At 72.8% G+C, this 19,419-nt stretch carries 16 protein-coding genes; 13 read left to right on the top strand and 3 right to left on the bottom strand.

Annotated features, from left to right (window positions below; translation table 11 throughout):
- Positions 1-5 precede the first annotated feature (5 nt).
- Complete coding sequence (locus tag ACFP1Z_RS02530) at positions 6-539, top strand: gluconokinase (RefSeq protein ID WP_390314038.1); 534 nt, start codon at positions 6-8, stop codon at positions 537-539.
- A 70-nt stretch (positions 540-609) separates the two neighbouring features.
- Entirely contained in the window at positions 610-2,007 is a 1,398-nt protein-coding gene (locus tag ACFP1Z_RS02525; protein WP_390314037.1) for a GntT/GntP/DsdX family permease, read from the top strand.
- A gap of 98 nt (positions 2,008-2,105) precedes the next feature.
- On the opposite strand, the gene ACFP1Z_RS02520 is transcribed toward ACFP1Z_RS02525, so the two are convergent.
- Positions 2,106-3,671, bottom strand: coding sequence for an FAD-dependent monooxygenase (locus ACFP1Z_RS02520; RefSeq protein ID WP_390314036.1), 1,566 nt, complete (start codon positions 3,669-3,671; stop codon positions 2,106-2,108).
- An 87-nt stretch (positions 3,672-3,758) separates the two neighbouring features.
- Between ACFP1Z_RS02520 and ACFP1Z_RS02515 the strand changes: the two genes are divergently transcribed.
- The gene (locus ACFP1Z_RS02515; protein ID WP_390314035.1) at positions 3,759-4,412 is read left to right on the top strand and encodes a TetR/AcrR family transcriptional regulator C-terminal domain-containing protein; all 654 of its coding nucleotides are present in this window, start codon (positions 3,759-3,761) and stop codon (positions 4,410-4,412) included.
- Between the two features lie 36 nt (positions 4,413-4,448).
- On the opposite strand, the gene ACFP1Z_RS02510 is transcribed toward ACFP1Z_RS02515, so the two are convergent.
- Positions 4,449-5,822 carry a polysialyltransferase family glycosyltransferase gene (locus ACFP1Z_RS02510; protein WP_390314034.1) on the bottom strand — a complete coding sequence of 458 codons (1,374 nt, stop codon included), beginning with the start codon at positions 5,820-5,822 and terminating at the stop codon, positions 4,449-4,451.
- Positions 5,822-6,802 carry a glycosyltransferase family 2 protein gene (locus tag ACFP1Z_RS02505; RefSeq protein WP_390314033.1) on the bottom strand — a complete coding sequence of 327 codons (981 nt, stop codon included), beginning with the start codon at positions 6,800-6,802 and terminating at the stop codon, positions 5,822-5,824. Before ACFP1Z_RS02505 ends, ACFP1Z_RS02510 begins: the two co-directional genes overlap by 1 nt.
- A 187-nt stretch (positions 6,803-6,989) precedes the next feature.
- Here ACFP1Z_RS02505 and ACFP1Z_RS02500 point away from each other — a divergent pair, with 187 nt between their 5' ends.
- The 10 genes from ACFP1Z_RS02500 to ACFP1Z_RS02455 all read left to right on the top strand — a co-directional run bounded on the left by ACFP1Z_RS02500 (position 6,990) and on the right by ACFP1Z_RS02455 (position 19,387).
- The gene (locus ACFP1Z_RS02500) at positions 6,990-8,342 is read left to right on the top strand and encodes a DUF6716 putative glycosyltransferase (RefSeq protein WP_390314032.1); all 1,353 of its coding nucleotides are present in this window, start codon (positions 6,990-6,992) and stop codon (positions 8,340-8,342) included.
- A gap of 20 nt (positions 8,343-8,362) precedes the next feature.
- Complete coding sequence (locus ACFP1Z_RS02495) at positions 8,363-9,580, top strand: cytidylyltransferase domain-containing protein (protein ID WP_390314103.1); 1,218 nt, start codon at positions 8,363-8,365, stop codon at positions 9,578-9,580.
- A 60-nt stretch (positions 9,581-9,640) separates the two neighbouring features.
- Positions 9,641-10,579, top strand: coding sequence for an N-acetylneuraminate synthase family protein (locus ACFP1Z_RS02490; RefSeq protein WP_390314031.1), 939 nt, complete (start codon positions 9,641-9,643; stop codon positions 10,577-10,579).
- A 228-nt stretch (positions 10,580-10,807) separates the two neighbouring features.
- Entirely contained in the window at positions 10,808-12,124 is a 1,317-nt protein-coding gene (locus ACFP1Z_RS02485; RefSeq protein WP_390314102.1) for a hypothetical protein, read from the top strand.
- A gap of 65 nt (positions 12,125-12,189) precedes the next feature.
- Positions 12,190-13,527 carry an amidohydrolase gene (locus tag ACFP1Z_RS02480; RefSeq protein WP_390314101.1) on the top strand — a complete coding sequence of 446 codons (1,338 nt, stop codon included), beginning with the start codon at positions 12,190-12,192 and terminating at the stop codon, positions 13,525-13,527.
- A gap of 189 nt (positions 13,528-13,716) precedes the next feature.
- Positions 13,717-14,748, top strand: coding sequence for a BMP family lipoprotein (locus ACFP1Z_RS02475; protein WP_390314030.1), 1,032 nt, complete (start codon positions 13,717-13,719; stop codon positions 14,746-14,748).
- A 208-nt stretch (positions 14,749-14,956) separates the two neighbouring features.
- A complete protein-coding gene (locus ACFP1Z_RS02470) occupies positions 14,957-16,576 on the top strand; it encodes an ABC transporter ATP-binding protein (protein ID WP_390314100.1) in 1,620 nt (539 codons plus the stop codon).
- Positions 16,573-17,691 (top strand): ABC transporter permease, encoded by a 1,119-nt coding sequence (locus ACFP1Z_RS02465; RefSeq protein WP_390314029.1) that lies wholly within the window; start codon positions 16,573-16,575, stop codon positions 17,689-17,691. Before ACFP1Z_RS02470 ends, ACFP1Z_RS02465 begins: the two co-directional genes overlap by 4 nt.
- A complete protein-coding gene (locus ACFP1Z_RS02460; RefSeq protein ID WP_390314028.1) occupies positions 17,688-18,977 on the top strand; it encodes an ABC transporter permease in 1,290 nt (429 codons plus the stop codon). Before ACFP1Z_RS02465 ends, ACFP1Z_RS02460 begins: the two co-directional genes overlap by 4 nt.
- Positions 18,974-19,387, top strand: a complete 414-nt coding sequence (locus tag ACFP1Z_RS02455; RefSeq protein WP_390314027.1) for a cytidine deaminase — start codon at positions 18,974-18,976, stop codon at positions 19,385-19,387. Before ACFP1Z_RS02460 ends, ACFP1Z_RS02455 begins: the two co-directional genes overlap by 4 nt.
- Positions 19,388-19,419 lie beyond the last annotated feature (32 nt).

Below are 19,419 nucleotides of genomic sequence, written 5' to 3'. Positions count from 1 at the left end.
AAGCAATGCCGGCCGCCCCCCAGCCCCGCCAGGACCACCGCACCCCTCCCGTCGTGGTCGTCATGGGCGTCTCCGGCACGGGCAAGACCACGATCGGGCCGCTCGTCGCGCAGGCCCTCGGGGTCGTGTACGCGGAGGGCGACGACTTCCACCCGGCCGCCAACATCGCCAAGATGTCGGCCGGCGTCCCGCTCGACGACGCGGACCGCGCGCCCTGGCTGGACGCCATCGGCGCGTGGGCGGCCGGGCGCGGCGGGCAGGGCGGGGTCGTCAGCTGCTCGGCGCTCAAGCGCGCGTACCGCGACCGGCTGCGGGCCGCCGCCCCCGGGCTTGTCTTCCTCCACCTCACCGGTGACCGCGCGCTGATCGCCGAGCGGATGGCCGCCCGCAAGGGGCACTTCATGACCTCGCGCCTGCTCGACTCGCAGTTCGCGACCCTGGAGCCGCTGGAGGCGGACGAGGCGGGTGCGGCCGTCGACGTCACGCCGGGCGCCGAGGTCATCGCCGAGCGGGCCGTCACCGCGCTGCGGCGGCTGTAAACACACCGGCCTCGGAGACCCCGGGTCCCCGAGGCCGGATTCCCCCCAACTCACCCCCCAAGGAAGCCCCGTGAGCACTCTCAGCGTCGAGATGCTGGCCGCGGCCCCCGCCGGACCGATCACCTCGGCGGGCCACGCACAGCTGGGCATCGCCGTCCTCGTCGGCATCGCCGCCATCGTCCTTCTGATCACCCGCCTGAAGCTGCACGCGTTCCTCGCCCTGACCATCGGCTCCCTGGTGCTGGGCGCGGTGGCCGGGGCCCCGCTGGACAAGGTCATCGCCAGTTTCACGACGGGCCTGGGCGCCACGGTCGCGGGCGTCGGCGTACTGATCGCGCTCGGCGCCGTGCTGGGCAAGCTGCTCGCCGACTCCGGCGGCGCCGACCAGATCGTCGACACGATCCTGGCGCGGGCGGGCGGCCGGGCCATGCCCTGGGCGATGGTGCTGATCGCGGGCATCATCGGGCTGCCGCTGTTCTTCGAGGTCGGGATCGTGCTGCTGATCCCGGTGGTGCTGCTGGTCGCCAAGCGGGGCGGTCACTCGCTGATGCGCATCGGGATCCCGGCGCTCGCCGGGCTGTCCGTCATGCACGGGCTCGTCCCGCCGCACCCCGGCCCGCTCGCCGCGATCGACGCGATCGGCGCGAACCTCGGTGTGACGCTCGCGCTCGGCGTCCTGGTGGCCGTGCCGACGGCCGTCATCGCCGGCCCGCTGTTCTCGCGGTACGCGGCCCGCTGGGTGGACATCACCCCGCCGGAGAAGCTCATCCCCCAGCGGCCGTCGGAGGAACTGGAGCGCCGGCCCGGGTTCGTGGCGACGGTGGCGACGGTCATGCTGCCGGTCGTGCTGATGCTCGCCAAGGCGCTCGTGGACATCGTCGTCGACGACCCCAAGGACCACGTCCAGCGCGTCACGGACGTCATAGGCTCCCCGCTCGTCGCCCTGCTCGCGGCGGTCCTGGTCGGCATGGTCACCCTGGGGCGGGCCGCCGGGTTCGCCAAGGAGCGCCTGGCGACGACGGTCGAGAAGTCCCTCGTGCCCATCGCCGGCATCCTGCTCATCGTCGGCGCGGGCGGCGGCTTCAAGCAGACCCTGATCGACGTCGGGGTCGGGCAGATGATCCTGGACTTCTCCAGGGACTGGTCGGTGCCCGCGCTGCTGCTGGCCTGGCTGATCGCGGTCGGCATCCGGCTCGCGACCGGCTCGGCGACCGTCGCCACGATCTCCGCCGCCGGGCTCGTCGCCCCGCTCGCCGCCGACATGAGCACGGCGCACGTGGCGCTGCTGGTCCTCGCCGTCGGCGGAGGCTCGCTGTTCTTCAGCCACGTCAACGACGCCGGGTTCTGGATGGTCAAGGAGTACTTCGGCATGGACGTCGTCCAGACCATCAAGACCTGGTCGCTGATGGAGACCGTGATCTCCGTGGTGTCGCTGGGCTTTGTGATGCTGCTGTCGCTGGTCCTGTAGGCAGGCCGAGGCGCCAAGCCGACGCGCCAAGACGCAGCGGCAGAAGATCTCGTCGCCCCTCCCCCGGACCCCCGTCCCGGGAGAGGGGCGACGCACGTTCAACCCCCGACCGCCCGCAGATAATCCGGGACGTCCGCCGGATCGTCCGTCGCCAGTCCCACATGGCCGTCCGGCCGGATCAGGAACAGCCCGCTGCCGTACGCGGCCTTCGCGTACCCGTCCGTATCGAGCAGGTCCGGGTCCGTACCGCCGATACGGTACGTACGCACCCACTCCTGCGGCGGCGCCTCGACCGGGGCGCCCGTCAGCGCGAGCAGCGTGAAGTGCGGCCCCCGGAAGGCGTCGAAGAGGCGTACGGTCCGGCCCGTACGGTCCGTGCAGGGCGCGTCCGGTGCCCGGTCGCCCGCGCGCAGGGCGCCCTCGGGCACGTGCGCGCGCCGTTCGCGGGTGAGGGGGCTGTCGGGGTAGGCGATGCCGAGCTGAAGGGTGTCGGGGCCGCGTTTGCTGAGCCCGTCGGCGGCCTGGGCCAGGTCGCTGCCGGCGGTGCGGTGGGCGAGGTCGAGGATGCCGGCGGCGACCCGTACCCGTTCGCTGTCGTAGGTGTCGAGCAGCGCGTCGGGCGCGCCATGCCGCAGGACCGCGCCCAGTTTCCAGCCCAGGTTGTAGGCGTCCTGGACGCTCGTGTTCAGGCCCTGGCCGCCGGACGGCGGGTGGATGTGCGCGGCGTCGCCCGCGAGGAAGACCCGTCCCTCGCGGAAGCGTTCGGCCATGGCGGCCTTGGCCCGCCACAGCGACGACCAGCGCACCTCGCGCACGCGCGGCCCCGGCAGTCCGGTGCGGCGGCGGAGGATCCGCGTGATCTCCTCGGGGTCTGCGGCGTCTGGATCCTCGCCCTCCGCGACGCCGGCGATCATCTGCAGCAGCTCCGTGTGCTCCAGCCTGCGCAGCGCCAGGAAGCCGTCCTCGGACTCCGGCCACATGTGCCAGTGCTCGCGGTCGAGTTCGGTGTCGCTGCCCTCCTCCATCACCAAGTCGGCTATGAGGGCCGTGCGTTCGTGGACGGGTCCCCGCCGGAAGGGGACGCCCAGGAGTCCGCGCGTCGCGCCCCGGCCGCCGTCGGCGCCGACCAGATAGCGGGCCCGGACGGTCTCGGTGGTGCCGTCGGCGTGCCGCAGCGTGGCCGTGACGCCGTCCGCGTCCTGCGCGAGGCCCGTCAGCTCCTTGCCGAACTCCACGTCGCCGCCCAGCTCTTCGAGGCGCGCGTACAGCACCTCCACGGTGCGCCACTGCGGCACCATGAGCGGCTCGGCGTACGGCACGTGGGGCGTGGGGTCCGCCCGTACGACCAGTTCGCGCTCGCGCACGCGCTGCGGGCCGTGCCAGATCTGGACCGGCGGGCAGCGGCCGCCCGCCGCGCGCAGCGCCTCGATGGCGCCGAGGTCGTCGAAGACCTCCTGGGAGCGCGGCTGGATCGCGACGCCGCGCGAGCCGGGGAAGCCGCGCGCGTCGCGCTCGACGATCCGGTGGGGGACGCCGCGGCGGGCGAGGTCGGCGGCGAGCACGAGGCCGGTGGGGCCCGCGCCGCAGATCAGTACGTCGGTGTCCATCGGTACGCCGGGGGTCGTCGGCACGGTCCCGGTGTCCGTCAGTGCGTCGGTGTTCATCGGCTGGGAGCCTCCTCCGAGAGAATCCTTAACGTTGTTAAGTCGAACATGCCCCCAGCGTGAACTGAACAGCGTTAAGCTGTCAAGGTGGGTACGAGAATCGACCGGGCGAAGGTCGCCGACACCGCACTGCGGCTGCTGAACGACGTGGGCCTGGAAGGGCTGACGCTCCGCCTGATCGCGGGGGAGCTGGGCGTCCGCGCGCCCGCCCTGTACTGGCACTTCAAGAACAAGCAGGAGCTGCTGGACGAGATGGCCACGGAGATGTTCCGCCGCATGGCGGACTCCTTCGCGGCCGCCGCCCCCGGCGCCGCATGGCAGGAACGCATGGCCGAACACGCCCGCGTGCTGCGGCGGTACCTGCTCGGCTACCGCGACGGCGCCAAGGTCTTCGGCGGCACCCGCTACACGGGCACCGGCTACGCGGCGGTCCTGGAGCACCTCCTCGGCGCGGGCGTCGCGGCCGGGATGACCCCGCGCGCCGCCGCCCGCGCCTGGTTCACCGTCTACGCCTACACCCTCGGCCACGTCATCGAGGAGCAGTCCGTCCGGCCCGAACCCGGCGGCGACCCCGACCCCGTCTACGACCAGGACCGGCGGGCCGAGCTGCTCGCCGGATACCCGCTGGCGATCGAGTCCGGGCGCGAGCTCTTCGTCGACATGGAGGCGGGCTACGAGGCCGGGCTGCGCGCCGTCGTCGCGGGCATCGAGGCGACGCTGGCCGGACCCTCCGTCAAGTAGCCCTCCCCGGCAGGCGGTTCGGCGGTCAGGGTTCGGTCAGGGCTCGGTGCGTACGGGCGTCAGCCGCCGCGCGAGCCGCCGCTTCAGCGCCCGTACGTACCGAGCCGCCTGCCGCAGCGCCGGGTGCCGCGGCAGGCGGGCGAGCGGCGGGGGAAGCACACCGCCCGGAAGGCCGAGCACCGTCAGACGGCGGCGGGAGAAGCGGTGACGCGTGCCGGGCGTCAGGTGCCCGGCGAGATGGCGCTCCGCGGCCCGCCGCCACTCCGGCAGCAGACCCGGCTGCATCGTGAAGCCCACAGCGGCCAGCAGCCCGCACAACTCCTCGCCTCCCGGCGGGACTTCGTCCGGGGCGTCCTCGTCCAGGTCCGGCACGAGCGCGTCGACGAGCACGACCGGCACCCGGTTGCTGTTCTGGTACGGACTGAGCCGCTCCAGCACCAGCCGCGTGCCCGTACGGGCCACCGGCAGCCCGTACAGGGTGCGCGCCGTCAGCAGCGCCGTCGAGAAACAGCCGGCCACCAGGGCCGGGCGGGCCTGCTGGAAGACCGCCTCGGCGAGCACGGGCGCGTCCAGCACCGTCAACTCGGCGCCGAGCGCCTCCGCTTCGGCGGAGAGCGTACGCGTCCAGGCCGCCGGAGCCGACGGGTGCGGTTTGAACACCAGCGAGCGGTGACCGCGCGCCGCCGCCCCCCGCACCAGTGCCACGTGCAGCCCCTCTTCCTCCTCCGCCGTCAGGATGCCGAGGGCCGACAGGTACTGGCCGAGCAGCAGCGCCGACCCCTCGGGGACCCCCGTCAGGGGTGCGGCGTCGGCGAGTTCGGCCAGGACCTTCGTCATCGCCTCGGCCGGCACGGTCTCGCGTACGGTCCCGAACTCCGCGAGCAGCAGCGGCGCGAGGCCCGGCACGAGATCCGGGTACAGCAGGCGGCGCACCCGGACCCCGATCAGCGGATCGAGCCGCACGCGGGTCGGCCCGTAGCTCATCAGCCCGTCCGCGTAGACCTCCAGGTCCGCGTCGGCGAAGACCTGCGCGAGCGCGAGCGCCGGGGGCACCTGCAAGGACTCGACGACGAGCGTCACCCGCGCGTCCCCCAGACCCCACAGCAGCCTCAAGTGCCGCTCCCACAGCGGTACATCGTCCGGTCTGGGCTGCCAGCCGCCCGGGTGGCACGGGGCGACGGCCGCGTTCCACCCGAGGACGCCGTCGAAGCGGGTGTGCAGCCGCTCGAAACCGGGCGCCTCGTCGAGGGGCGGGGCCGCCTCCGGGACGGCGGAGGTGTTCGCGACGAGCAGCAGCCGGCGCTCCGCGTCCGGGAAACAGCCCGCGTCCAGGGCGGCCGCCAGCGTCGCGGTGCCGTACAGGGTGGAGACGAGGAAGACGTGCGTACGGGGGGAGCTCTCCGTCGGCATCAGACGGCCGCCCAGGGAAGCGCGGGCCGCAGCAGACGGAGGCGGCGCAGTCTGAACGCACGGCCGACGTCCATGGAATCGACGGCTTCCTTCACGAGAGCGCGCGGCAATCGGCGCAGGGCCCGCGCGCTTTCCGACCGCAAAGCGCGGGCCACGGCCGGCTCGCACCGCCCGACGGAACCCAAGTGGTGGGAAATGATGGCGCAATACGTGCGCACGGCCTTCGGCAACAGCAGTTCCGCGTCCGTATCGCGCGAGGTTTCCTCGACGACCTGGTCGAAGGCGGGCAGGAAATCGAGCTGGCGCTCGTCGCCGATCCGCGTGAGGGACGTCGCGACACCCCGCCGGTAGAACACCCCGAGAAGACCGACGGCCGCGAACGTACGGGCCTCGCGGTGCAGCCGCCAGATCCACGGACGGTCCTCGGCCGTCCGCAGACGGGGGTTGAAGTGCAGCAGTCCGGCGTCCAGGAGACGGCGGTGGTAGACGCCCGCCCAGGAGTACGCGTAGTCCACGGACGTCGAGCGCCCGGCCGGCAGGATCGCGCCGCGCGGCTCCAGCACCGTGCCGCGCGGGCCGACCGGGACCCGCTGCACGGTGCGCGTACGGCCCGTGCACCGCACATGGTCGGTACGCACGAAGTCGACGCCCAAAGACTCGGCGGCGGCCAGAAGCCGCGTGCAGTAGCCGGGCGCGAGCCAGTCGTCCCCGTCGAGGAACGTCACGTACTCGCCGCGCGCCGCCTCCAGCCCCGCGTTGCGGGCCACGGACAGCCCCGCGTTGCGCTCGTGACGCAGCAGCACGGCCCCGGGCAGTTCCCGCGCGGCACGGTCCAGGAGTTCCGACGTACCGTCCGTCGAGCCGTCGTCCACGAGCAGGAATTCGATGTCGCGGCGGCTGTTCGCGGCCAGCGAGCGCAAAGTGTCGGGTGCGTAAGGGCGTACGTTGAAGAACGGCACGACGACGGAGAGCTTGACCACGCCGGTGACCTTAGGCGGCGGCCCGGCATGCGTCCTGACCGGTGTCCGGCGCGGAGGTGAACGAAACACGGCGGAATGATGAACCCGCCCCGCCCGGCAGCCGATTCGCCGACCGTCGGTGTGCTGTTCACCGCTTGTTGCGCCCGAGTTGGGCAACGAAGCGGAAGGAATTCCTATCGTCGACGGCGTGCCATCAGAGCCCTCCACTGCGGCCCCGCCGCCCGCCCCGGAAAGCGTCGGCCACGCACCGCGCGTCGCCGTCCTCGCCGACTCCGACACCCGCTGGAAATGGGGCGCCCTCACCGCCCGCCGGCTGGCCCCCACCGGCCGGCTCCACGGCCTGCTGCTGCGCGGCCGGGCCACGCCCACGCGCCGGCAGCTCGCCGAGGTCGGGGTGCGCGCGGAGAGCCTGCGCGAGGTCACGGCCGTCGAGTTCACCGGCACGGCCGGACGGGACCGCTACGACGTGCTCGTCCTCGCGTGCGTGGGCGGCACCGTCCAGGCCGTCCTGCACGGGCTCGCCCACGCCTGGACAGGTACGGACCGGCGGCCCGTCGTCGTCACCGGCTACGTCGGCGTCGTCTACGAAAAGCTCTCCGACGGGCTGCTGCTGCGGCACGGGGCCGACGTCGTCCTCGCCAACTCCCCCGAGGACGCCGGACGGTTCCGTGCCGTGTACGAGGGCGCGGGGGCGGACGCGTCCTGCGTGACCGAATGGGCACTGCCGTTCCTGGGGGAGGGGGCACCGGCCGCGCCGGGCCGCCAAGTACGGCCGTACACCGTGGTGTTCGCCGCACAGCCCTCCGTACCGGACAGCCGCGCCGAACGCCGCTACCTCCTCGGCCGCGCCGTACAGCACGCCCGGCTGCACCCCCGGCGCGAGGTCCTCGTCAAACTCCGCAGCAAGCCCGGAGAACACACCACGCACATCGAGGCACTGCCGTACCAGAAGCTGGCCGCCCGGGTGCCGGGCGGACTGCCCGCCAACTGCCGTCTGGTGTACGGGCCCATGGGCGAAACCCTCGACCGTACCGACCTGCTCGTCACCGTCAGCTCCACGGCGGCCCTGGAGGCCCTGCACCGCGCGATCCCCGTCGCCGTCCTCACCGACCTCGGCATCCGCGAAGCACTCGGCAACCACCACTTCCTCGGCTCGGGCTGCCTGGCCTCCTGGGACCAGCTGGACACGGGGTACGAACCGAAGGCGGACCCGGAGTGGACGGACGCCCAACTCGGCTCCGGCGGCGACCTGTTCACCGCCGCGCGCCACCGCGTCGCCGCACTCGCGGCACGCCCCGCGCTCCCGCCGCTCGCCCCCTACTACACGGCCGCCACCGCCCCCGGCTATCTGCCCGCCGTCCTCGCCCGCCACGGCCTCGACCCCGGCGGCCGCCCCCTCCCCGGACGCGCCGCCCGGCCACCGGGAGACGGCACCCTGCGCCGCACCGCCCACCGCCTCCTGCGCGAGGCCGCGCGCGGCGCGTACCGGCACGGCGCGCAGCGCGTGGCCCCCCTCGTGCGCAGGCTGGGGGAGCTGTGACACCCCGGCCTCCCGTCAGTGTGCTCGCCGTGATCCCCGCACGCGGCGGCTCCAAGGGCGTACCCGGCAAGAACCTCGCCGCCGTCGGCGGCATCCCGCTCGTCGCCCGCGCCGTCCGCGCGTGCCGCGCCGCACGCCTGGTCACGGACGTGGTCGTCTCCACGGACGACCCCGGCGTCGCGGCCGTCGCGCGCGGCGCCGGGGCGGTCGTCGTCCAGCGGCCCGCCGCGCTCGCGGGCGACGGCGCGAGCAGCGAGGCGGCGGTCCTGCACGCGATGGACGCCCACGAGGCCATGGGCGGCACCCGCGCCGAGGCCGTACTCCTCGTGCAGTGCACCAGCCCTTTCCTCACCAGCGAGGACATCGACGGCGTCGCCTCCGCCGTCGTCGAGAACGACGCGGACAGCGCGCTGACGGCGGTGCCGTTCCACGGGTTCGTGTGGCGGGAGACGGTGGCTGTCGCCGGTTCCGGCGATGGGCTGGAACCGTGGGCGGATTCCCCCGCCCGGGCCGGCGGCGTCAACCACGACCCCCGTCATCGCCCCCGCCGCCAGGACCGTCCCCGGGAGCTGCTGGAGACCGGGGCCGCCTACGCCATGCGGGCCGACGGGTTCCGGTCCGTCCGGCACCGGTTCTTCGGGCGGACCGTGATCGTGCCCACCGACCCCGCGCGAGTGCTGGAGATCGACGATCCGCACGAACTGGCCCGCGCCCGCGCGCTCGCTCCGCTGCTCGACGGGCCGCACCCCCGTGACCTGCCCGGACCCGAGGACATCGACGCCGTCGTCGCCGACTTCGACGGCACCCAGACCGACGACCGCGTACTGATCGACGCCGAGGGGCGCGAACTCGTCGCCGTGCACCGGGGCGACGGCCTCGGCATCGCCGCCCTGCGCCGGGCCGGGCTCGCGCTGCTGATCCTGTCCACCGAGACCAACCCGGTCGTCGCCGCACGCGGCCGCAAGCTGGGCGTCGAGACGCTGCACGGCGTCGACCGCAAGGACCGTGCCCTCAAGCAGTGGTGCGAGGAGCACGGCATCGCCCCCGACCGGGTGCTGTACGTCGGCAACGACGTCAACGACCTGCCCTGCTTCGGCCTCGTCGGCTGGCCCGTCGCGGTCGCCGGCGCGCACGACGCCGTACGCGGCGCGGCCCGCGCCGTGACCTCCGCGCCGGGCGGCGCCGGCGCCCTCCGCGAGATCGCCGGATGGCTGCTCGGCCCGTCCCTGACCCCCTGACCCGTCGACCCCACAACACCCCCGGCCCCACGCCCCCGAGACCCTGAGGAACCGCCCCGGATGAGCCCGCACTCCCCCCGTCTGCGCACCCTCGGCACCCGCACCGTCGGACCGGGCCGGCCCGTCTACGTCACCGGCGAGATCGGCATCAACCACAACGGCGACCTCGATACCGCCCGCGCCCTCGTCGACGCCGCCGCCGACGCCGGCTGCGACGCCGTGAAGTTCCAGAAGCGCACCCCCGAACACTGCACCCCCCGCGACCAGTGGGACGTCGAACGCGACACCCCCTGGGGCCGGATGCGCTACATCGACTACCGGCACCGCGTCGAGTTCGGCGAGGACGAGTACCGCGCGATCGACGCGCACTGCCGGCAGCGCGGCATCGCCTGGTTCGCCTCGCCCTGGGACACCGCGTCCGTCGCCTTCCTGGAGACCTTCGACGTCGCCGCCCACAAGGTGGCCTCCGCCTCGCTCACCGACGACGAACTCCTGCGCGCCCTGCGCGCCACCGGCCGCACCGTCGTGCTCTCCACCGGCATGTCCACCCCGCAGCAGATCCGGCACGCCGTCGAGGTCCTCGGCAGCGAGAACATCCTGCTGTGCCACGCCACTTCGACCTATCCGGCCAGAGCCGCCGAGCTCAACCTGCGGGTGATCCACACGCTTCAGGCCGAGTACCCCAACGTGCCCATCGGCTACTCCGGCCACGAGACCGGTCTGCAGACCACCCTCGCCGCCGTCGCCCTCGGCGCGTGCTTCGTGGAACGGCACATCACCCTCGACCGCGCGATGTGGGGCTCCGACCAGGCCGCGTCCGTCGAACCCGGCGGACTCCAGCGGCTCGTGCGCGACATCCGTGTCGTCGAGGAGGCCCTGGGCGACGGGATCAAGCGGGTCTACGACAGCGAGCTCGGGCCGATGCGGAAGCTGCGCCGGGTGCCCGGGGTGATCGCCGGGGCCGGAACGTCCCGTGACCGCGAACCCGTCACGGTCTGACGGGCACCCGCGGTGACCCCGGTCGAGGAACCTCCCGACGGCCCGGCCCCGACGGCGGCCCCCCTGCGCACCCCCGCGCACACCCTCGCCTTCGTGGAGAGCCCGGTGCAACTGCTCAACGTGCTGGAGTGGGCCCACGCGGTGGCGACCGGCGCCGCACGCGACAACTCCGCGGAACCCCGGGGCCCTTGGCGCCGTACAGCCCCGACGGGCCCCGTACCGCCACCCCTGCGAAGCGGCGTCCCCCACCAGCCCGCCCACCGGGACCCCGCTCCGGGCGATCCCGGAGACCGGGGCGTCGCGGGGTGCGGGTGGGACCCCGGCGACCCCCGTGCCGCCGAACCGGCCGCCAGCGGAGCCGACTTCGCCTCCCGGCTCCAGTCGGCCGCGCCCGGGTCCGGTCGCGACGGCCGTGATCCCGCCAGGGCCCGCCGGGACGACCCGGGCGCCCCCGGCGCCGTCCGCGCCGAACCCCCCGCCGACGGCAGCGCCGAAACCCGCGCCCACGGCCCCCACTTCGCCGCCCCCGACGGCGCCCCCGGCCTTCTCGTCGTCGTGCTCGCCCCGCACGACCCCATGACCCGCGGCCAGCTGCGCCGCATGGCCGAACTCGCCCATGGCCAGGGCTTCCGGCTGCGCTGGGAGGAGGCCCGGGGCGGGCCGGGGGCGCCTGTGCACACCGTCGGCGGGCTCGCCGGGCCGTTGCGCCGGGCGCACCGTGTGGTGATCGGTGACCCCTTCTCCCGCTACGTGCAGCTGCTGCTCACGATCACCCGCGCCCGGGAGCTCGTCGTCGTCGACGACGGTACCGCCACCCTGGAGTTCCTGGCCCAACTCGGCCGTGGCGAGCGCCTCGTGCGCTGGCACCGCCAGGGCCACCGAGGGGCGCGCGACCTGGCCTTCGCGCCCGTGTCCGCCTCGGCCCGCCGTATGCTCACCCCGAACGACCGCCGGAGCGTCACGGTGTTCACCTCGATGCCCGTCGAGCCGCCGCCCGGCGTGCGGCTGCTGTACAACGACTTCGCCTGGACCCGGGCCCGCTTCGGCCCGCCCCGCATCGCGCGCGGCACCGATCTCGTCGGCACCTCCCTCGTGGAGACCGGCGTCGTCGACCCCGAGCGCTATCTCGACGCCGTCGCGGCCCTCGCCCGCGAGCACGGCGCCACCCGCTACTTCGCGCACCGCCGCGAGTCCGCCGGCAAACTGCACCGCGTCGCCGCCCGGCTCGGCCTGGAGGTCGTCCGCCCCGAACTGCCCCTGGAGCTGATCGCCCGGCGCGGGCCCATCGGCCGTACGGTCCTCAGCTTCCCCTCGACCGTCGTGCACACCCTGCCGCTCGCGCTCGCCGGCACCGGCGTCGAGGTCGCCGTGTGCGGCATCGACCCCGAGTGGTTCGCCGAGGGCGCCTCGCCCCGCGCGGCCGGCTTCCTCAGCGAGGTGACGAACATCGCACGGGACATCCGGCGTCTTCCGGCCACGCCCCTACCAGCGCCGTACGGCGTAAAGACTGGTCATACCCTCCACCGGAGCAATCCATGCGGCTGAACTTTTCTTGATCCGGGGGTAGTTGCCCGCATCGTGGCTCTACTCTTCGCAGGGTGAACCATCTGATGCCTTGCGACCCCGAGACCGCCCCCCACCCAGCGACGGACCGGCCGGCTGCCGTCGGCATCGACGGCGAGCTGCCGGGGGAGCTCCCCATCGAGCTGTGTGCCGAACTCATCGCGTTCCGCCGGGACTTGCACATGCACCCCGAGCTCGGCAACCGGGAGTTCCGCACCACCGAGGCGGTCCGGGCGAGGCTTCAGAAGGCCGGGCTCACCCCCCGTCTGCTCTCCACGGGCACGGGCCTGTTCTGCGACATCGGTACGAGCGCCGATCAGATGGGCGAGACCGTCAACACCCCTCACTCCAGCACCGGTCGGCGCACCGGCGTCACCCCGGACCGGTCCGGGCGGGGCGCGCTCCCGCGCGGGATGCTCGCCTTCCGCGCCGACCTCGACGCGCTGCCCATCCCGGACACCAAGACGGTCCCGTACCGCTCGACCGTGCCGAAGATGGCCCACGCCTGCGGCCACGACGTGCACACCACCGTCGTCCTGGGCACCGGGCTCGTCCTCGCCCGCCTCGCCGAACAGGGCCTGTTGCCGCGGCCGGTGCGGCTGATCTTCCAGCCCGCCGAGGAGGTGCTGCCCGGCGGCGCGCTCGACGCCATCGAGTGCGGCGCGCTGGAGGGCGTGGGCCGGATCGTCGCCGTGCACTGCGACCCCAAGGTCGAGGTGGGGCGGATCGGTCTGCGCTCCGGCGCGATCACTTCCGCGTGCGACCGGCTGGAGGTCTCCCTGGAGGGCCCGGGCGGGCACACCGCCCGCCCGCACTTCACCACCGACCTCGTCACCGCCGCGGCGCGGGTCGCCGCCGACGTGCCGGCCGTCCTCGCCCGCCGCGTCGACGCCCGCTCCGGGCTCTCCCTGACCTGGGGCCGGATCGAGGCCGGCCACGCGTGCAATGTCATCCCGCAGCACGCCGAACTCTCCGGCACCGTCCGCTGCCTGGACCTCGCGGCCTGGCGGGACGCCCCCGACCTGGTGCACGCCGCGATCGATGAGGTCGCCGCCCTGCACCGGGCCAAGTCGGAGATCAACTACATGCGCGGGGTGCCGCCGGTGATGAACGACGCGGAGGTCGCCGGGCTCCTGGGCTCCGCGATGACCGCCCGCCGCGGCCCGTACTCGGTGGAGGACACCGAGCAGTCCCTCGGCGGCGAGGACTTCTCCTGGTACCTGGAGCATGTGCCCGGCGCCATGGCCCGGCTCGGTGTGCGCCCCGTCGGTGACACCGCCCGCCGCGATCTGCACTGCGGGGACTTCGACGTCGACGAGGGCGCGATCGCCGTCGGCGTCGAGCTGTTCACGGCCGCGGCGCTGCTCGACGCCGCGCTCCGCTGAGCCCCCGTGGGGCGCCCCGCACAAGTTACGCGCGAGTTGGGAGCTTCATACAAGAAAAACCAGTTGCAAGGGTGCTTCGCTACTATCCGATAACGGCTTCGAAGCACCCCTTTTATCTCCTTCTACGCGCGTTACGATCCCTGCGAAAACAGCGCCGACGGAGGCGCTTCGAGCTGAAGGGGCCCCTTCGTGCGCCGGGTATCCACCATCACCGCTGCGGGTGTCGCAACCGCGGCTCTCGCTTTCTCCCTCACCGCCTGCGGCGAATCCTCCACCGAGTCCGGCGGCGGTGACAAGGGGGTCGGTCTGGCCTTCGACGTCGGCGGCCGGGACGACCACTCCTTCAACGAGTCCGCGGCCCGCGGCCTGGACAGGGCGGAGAAGGAACTCGGCGTCAAGAGCAAGATGATGACCGCGAAGAACGGCGAGACCGAGGCGGAGCGCGAGCAGCGCCTCAGCTCGCTCGCGGACAAGGGCTACAACCCGGTCATCGGCGTCGGCTTCAACTACTCCAAGTCCATCGAGAAGGTGGCCAAGGAGTTCCCGAAGACGACCTTCGCGGTCGTCGACTCGGTCGCCCCGGGCCCGAACGTGGACAGCATCACCTTCGGCGAGCACGAGGGCTCCTACCTCGCGGGTGTGGCCGCCGCCCTCAAGTCCAAGACGCACAAGGTCGGTTTCATCGGCGGCGTGCAGAACGCGCTCATCCAGAAGTTTGAGGCGGGCTTCATCCAGGGCGTCAAGGACACCGACCCGAAGGCCGAGGTCACCGCGCAGTACCTGTCGAACTCCGACAAGGGCTTCAACGACCCGGCGTCCGCGAAGGACAAGGCCAAGGGCATGCTCGACGCGGATGTCGACGTCATCTACACGGCCGCCGGCCTGTCCGGCAACGGCTCCATCGAGGCCATCGCCGGCAAGCCGGGCACCTGGGCCATCGGTGTCGACTCCGACCAGTACCAGCAGCCGGGCCTGGAGAAGTACAAGAACTCCATCCTGACCTCGGTGGTCAAGAACGTGGACGTCGCGGTCTTCGACCTGATCAAGAGCGTCAAGGACGGCAAGCCGCTCACCGGCGAGCACAAGTACCTGCTCAAGGACGGCGGCGTCTCGCTGGCCACCTCGGGCGGCTTCATCGACGACATCAAGCCGAAGATCGAGGAAGCCAAGAAGAAGATCGTGGACGGCCAGGTCAAGGTCAAGGACAGCCCGAACTCCTGAACCTCGCGGGGCCGGCGCCCGGCGCCGGCCCCTGACGCCGTGGGCCCGGCGGGGCAGGGAGTTCCCTTTCCCGCCGGGCCCGAACTGCGCGTACGAGCCACAACGCTACGCGCGTAGCGCCCCGTTGACGCGACAGCGTCGACCCGCCCCGCCGGAGTCCGGCCCCCGGCCCCGGCCCCCCGCTCCCTTCCCCCGAGGAGAGTGCGCCATCAAAGCGTCCAGCAGTACCGACAGCGCCGCCGGTAGCGACCGTGCCGCCCCGGCCGTAGAGCTCAAGGGCATCACCAAGCGGTTTCCCGGCGTCGTGGCCAACCACGACATCCACCTCACGGTCCGCCGCGGCACCGTCCACGCCCTGTGCGGCGAGAACGGCGCCGGCAAGTCCACCCTGATGAAGATCCTCTACGGCATGCAGAAGCCGGACGAGGGCACCATCACCCTCGACGGGGAACAGGTCTCCCTGCACACCCCCGCCGACGCCATCGCGCGCGGCATCGGCATGGTGCACCAGCACTTCATGCTCGCCGACAACCTCACCGTCCTGGAGAACGTCGTCCTGGGCGCCGAGAAGCTGCACGGCATCGCGGGCAGGGCGCGGGCCAGGATCAAGGAGATCTCCGACGCGTACGGGCTGGGTGTGCGCCCCGACGTCCTCGTCGAGGACCTCGGTGTCGCCGACCGGCAGCGCGTGGAGATCCTCAAGGTCCTCTACCGGGGCGCCCGTACGCTCATCCTCGACGAGCCGACCGCCGTGCTCGTCCCGCAGGAGGTCGACGCGCTCTTCGACAACCTGCGCGAGCTCAAGGCCGAGGGCCTGACCGTCATCTTCATCTCGCACAAGCTGGGCGAGGTCCTCTCCGTCGCCGACGACATCACCGTCATCCGGCGCGGCACCACCGTCGGCACCGCCGTGCCGAGCGAGACCACCCCCAAGCAGCTCGCCGAGCTGATGGTCGGCGAGGAACTGCCCTCGCCGGAGACCCGCGAGTCCACCGTCACCGACACCCCCATGCTCGACGTCGACGGACTGCACCTGTCGGCCACCGACCCCGACGGCGTCGTCCGGGCCGTGCTCGACGGCATCTCCTTCACCATCCACAAGGGCGAAGTCCTCGGCATCGCGGGCGTGGAGGGCAACGGCCAGGCCGAACTCGTCGAAGCGGTCATGGGGATGCGCGAGGTCGACGGAGGCACGGTCGCCCTCGACGGGCAGGACATCAGCCGCGTCCCCACCCGCAAGCGGCGCGAGGACGGCATCGGCTACATCCCCGAGGACCGCCACCGGCACGGCCTGCTGCTGGAGGCCCCGCTGTGGGAGAACCGCATCCTCGGGCACGTCACCGAGCGGCCCAACAGCAAGGGCGTCCTGCTGGACCTCAAGGCCGCCCGCGCCGACACCGAGCGCATCGTGCGCGAGTACGACGTGCGCACCCCCGGCATCGAGGTCACCGCGGCCTCGCTGTCCGGTGGCAACCAGCAAAAGCTCATCGTCGGACGGGAGATGAGCCACAAGCCCAAGCTGCTGATCGCCGCGCACCCCACCCGGGGCGTGGACGTCGGCGCGCAGGCCCAGATCTGGGACCAGATCCGCGAGGCCCGCCGTGAGGGCCTCGCGGTGCTGCTGATCTCCGCCGACCTGGACGAGCTCATCGGGCTCTCCGACACCCTGCGGGTGATGTTCCGCGGCCGGCTCGTCGCCGACGCGGACCCCGCCACGATCACCCCCGAGGAGTTGGGCTCGGCCATGACCGGTGCCGCTACGGGCCACCTGGAGCACGTCGAGGACGCGAACGGCTCCGGCAGCGCGGACGGGGGCGAGACCAAGTGAGCCTCTCCCCCCGCTCGTTCGACAAGGACAAGGTGATCCTCGCGGTCGCCGCGCCGCTGCTCGCGATCGTCGCCGCGATCGCCATCACCTCGGTCATCATCGCCGCGGCGGGCAACGACCCGCTGCACGCCTACCAGGTGATGGTGGACTTCGGCTCCAAGAGCGACAGCCAGGTCTGGATCATCAACAAGGCGACGCCGTACTACCTTTCGGCCCTCGCCGTCGCCATCGGGTTCCGGATGAACCTGTTCAACATCGGGGTGGACGGCCAGTACCGCATCGCGGCCTTCTTCGCCGCGGTCGTCGGCGGGGCGCTGACCCTGCCGGGCATCGTCCAGATCCCGCTGATCATCCTCGTCGCGATGCTCGTCGGCGCGGTCTGGGCCGGTATCGCCGGCATCCTCAAGACCACGCGCGGCGTCAGCGAGGTCATCTCCACGATCATGCTGAACGCCATCGGCGCCTCCGTGATCGGCTACTTCCTCCAGGAAGGACGGCTGGCGAAGAAGGAGGGCAACCTCATCCACACGCCGTATCTGCCGGACTCCGCCCACTTCTTCGAGTTCCCGACCACGCCCAAGCCGGTCTACGGCTTCGTGGTGATCGCCGCCCTCGCCGGGCTCGCCTACTGGTTCGTCCTCGGCCGCACCCGCTTCGGCTTCGACCTGCGCACCGTCGGCCGCTCCGAGAGCGCCGCGCAGGCCGGCGGCGTGAGCGTCAAGCGCATGGTGATCACCTCGATGCTGCTCTCCGGGGCCGTCGCCGGACTCGTCGGCATGCCGACCCTGCTCGGCGTCTCGTACAACTACGGCACCGACTTCCCCACCGGCATCGGCTTCACCGGCATCGCCATCGCCCTCCTCGGCCGCAACCACCCCGTGGGGATGGCGCTCGGTGCCCTGCTGTGGGCGTTCCTCGACCGCACCGGCACCCAGCTCGAATTCGAGGGCTACGCGCAGGAGATCGTCGGCATGATCCAGGGCGTCATCGTCCTGTGCGTCGTCATCGCCTACGAGATCGTGCGCCGCTACGGCCTCAAGACCCAGCAGCGCAAGGTCGGCGAGGAACTCGCCGCCCAGGCCCGCACGAGCGACAAGGCGGAGGTTTCCGCGTGAGCACCCCCTTCACCGGCGCCCTCGCCAAGGCCCTGCGCGGCGGCACCGGCACGACCGGACGCCGCCGGCTGTCCTACCCGGCCGTCCTGCTGATCATCGCGGGCGGAATTCTCCTGCTGTCCGCGCTGCGCGCGCTGACCGGCGCCAACGACCTGACGTCCTCGGGGCAGTTCGGCTCCGCGCTCGCCGCCGCCGTGCCGATCGGCCTCGCCGGCCTCGGCGGACTGTGGGCCGAACGCTCCGGCGTGGTCAACATCGGCCTCGAAGGCATGATGATGCTCGGCACCTTCTGCGCGGGCTGGATCGGCTGGCAGCACGGCCCGTGGGCCGCGGCCCTCGCCGGACTGATCGGCGGCGCGCTCGGCGGCCTCGTGCACGCCGTCGCCACCGTCACCTTCGGCGCCGACCACATCATCTCCGGCGTGGCCATGAACATCCTGGCGCTCGGCACCACCCAGTACCTCGCCAAGCTGTGGTTCGGCGCGGAGGGCAGCGCGGCGCAGAAGGCCGGCGGCAACGACAAGCAGTCGCCCGTCATGGAGAACATGCCCGACTTCTCGGTCCCCGGCGTCGGCGGCTGGCTCGGCTCGGTCGAGAAGCACCACTGGTTCCTCGTCTCCGACCTCGCCGGCATGCTGCGCGGCCTGGTCACGAACGTCTCCTACCTGACGATCGTCGCGGCGCTGCTGTTCGTCGTCACCTTCTTCGTGCTGTGGCGCTCGCCCTTCGGCCTGCGGCTGCGCTCGTGCGGCGAGAGCCCGGTGGCCGCCGAATCCCTCGGCGTGAACGTCTACACCTACAAGTACGCGGCCGTGATCGTCTCCGGCGCGCTGGCCGGCCTCGGCGGCGCCTTCCTGGCCATCGGCACCCACATGTACTCCGACGGGCAGACCGGCGGCCGCGGCTACATCGGCCTCGCCACCATGATCTCCGGCAACTGGCGGCCGGGCGGCGTCGCGATGAGCGCGGGCCTGTTCGGCTTCATGGACAGCCTCCAGCTGCGCTCCGGCGGCCCCACCGTGCACGCGCTGCTGCTGCTCGTCGCGCTCCTGCTGATCGGCTTCGCGCTGTGGCGGCTGCGCGGCGGCAGGCGCACCGCCGCGCTCACCGGTGGCGCGATCGCCGCCGTACTGATCGTCTGGTACGGGCTGACGGACGCCGTGCCCCGCGAGTTCGTCGACGCCACCCCGTACGTCGCCACGCTGCTCGTCCTGTCGGTGTCCGCGCAACGCCTGCGGATGCCCAAGGCGAACGGCAAGCCCTACCGGAAGGGACAGGCCAAGTGACCGCTTCCCCCGAACAGGCCGCCCCGGCCGACTGGGAGGAGCTGCGCGCGCGGGCCCGGGACGCGATGTCCCGGGCCTACGCCCCGTACTCGCGCTTCCCCGTCGGCGCCGCCGCCCTCGTCGACGACGGCCGCACCGTCACCGGCTGCAATGTGGAGAACGCCGCCTACGGTGTCGCCCTGTGCGCCGAGTGCGGACTGGTCTCCGCGCTCGTCGCGGGCGGCGGCGGCCGGCTGACCGCGTTCACCTGCTGCGACCGCAACGGCAACGTCCTCATGCCCTGCGGCCGCTGCCGGCAGCTGCTGTGGGAGCACGGAGGGCCGGAGCTCGCCGTGGACACGACCACCGGTGTCCGTCCGCTGGCGGAGCTCCTGCCGGACGCGTTTGGGCCCGCTGACCTGAATCGTTGAAGATGTCCTCAAGCGCCGGACGGGGAAGCCGA

This window comes from Streptomyces gamaensis (assembly GCF_042656465.1).
Taxonomy (GTDB): domain Bacteria; phylum Actinomycetota; class Actinomycetes; order Streptomycetales; family Streptomycetaceae; genus Streptomyces; species Streptomyces gamaensis.
Note: the sequence above shows the minus strand (reverse complement) of the source record. Positions and strands in the feature narration are given on the sequence as shown.

Excerpts from the sequence above, each read along its gene's own strand:
- ACFP1Z_RS02530 (WP_390314038.1), top strand. The coding sequence starts at position 6 with ATGCCGGCCGCCCCCCAGCCCCGCCAGGACCACCGCACCCCTCCCGTC.
- ACFP1Z_RS02510 (WP_390314034.1), bottom strand. The coding sequence starts at position 5,822 with ATGCCGACGGAGAGCTCCCCCCGTACGCACGTCTTCCTCGTCTCCACC.
- ACFP1Z_RS02490 (WP_390314031.1), top strand. The coding sequence starts at position 9,641 with ATGAGCCCGCACTCCCCCCGTCTGCGCACCCTCGGCACCCGCACCGTC.
- ACFP1Z_RS02480 (WP_390314101.1), top strand. The coding sequence starts at position 12,190 with ATGCCTTGCGACCCCGAGACCGCCCCCCACCCAGCGACGGACCGGCCG.
- ACFP1Z_RS02520 (WP_390314036.1), bottom strand. The coding sequence starts at position 3,671 with ATGAACACCGACGCACTGACGGACACCGGGACCGTGCCGACGACCCCC.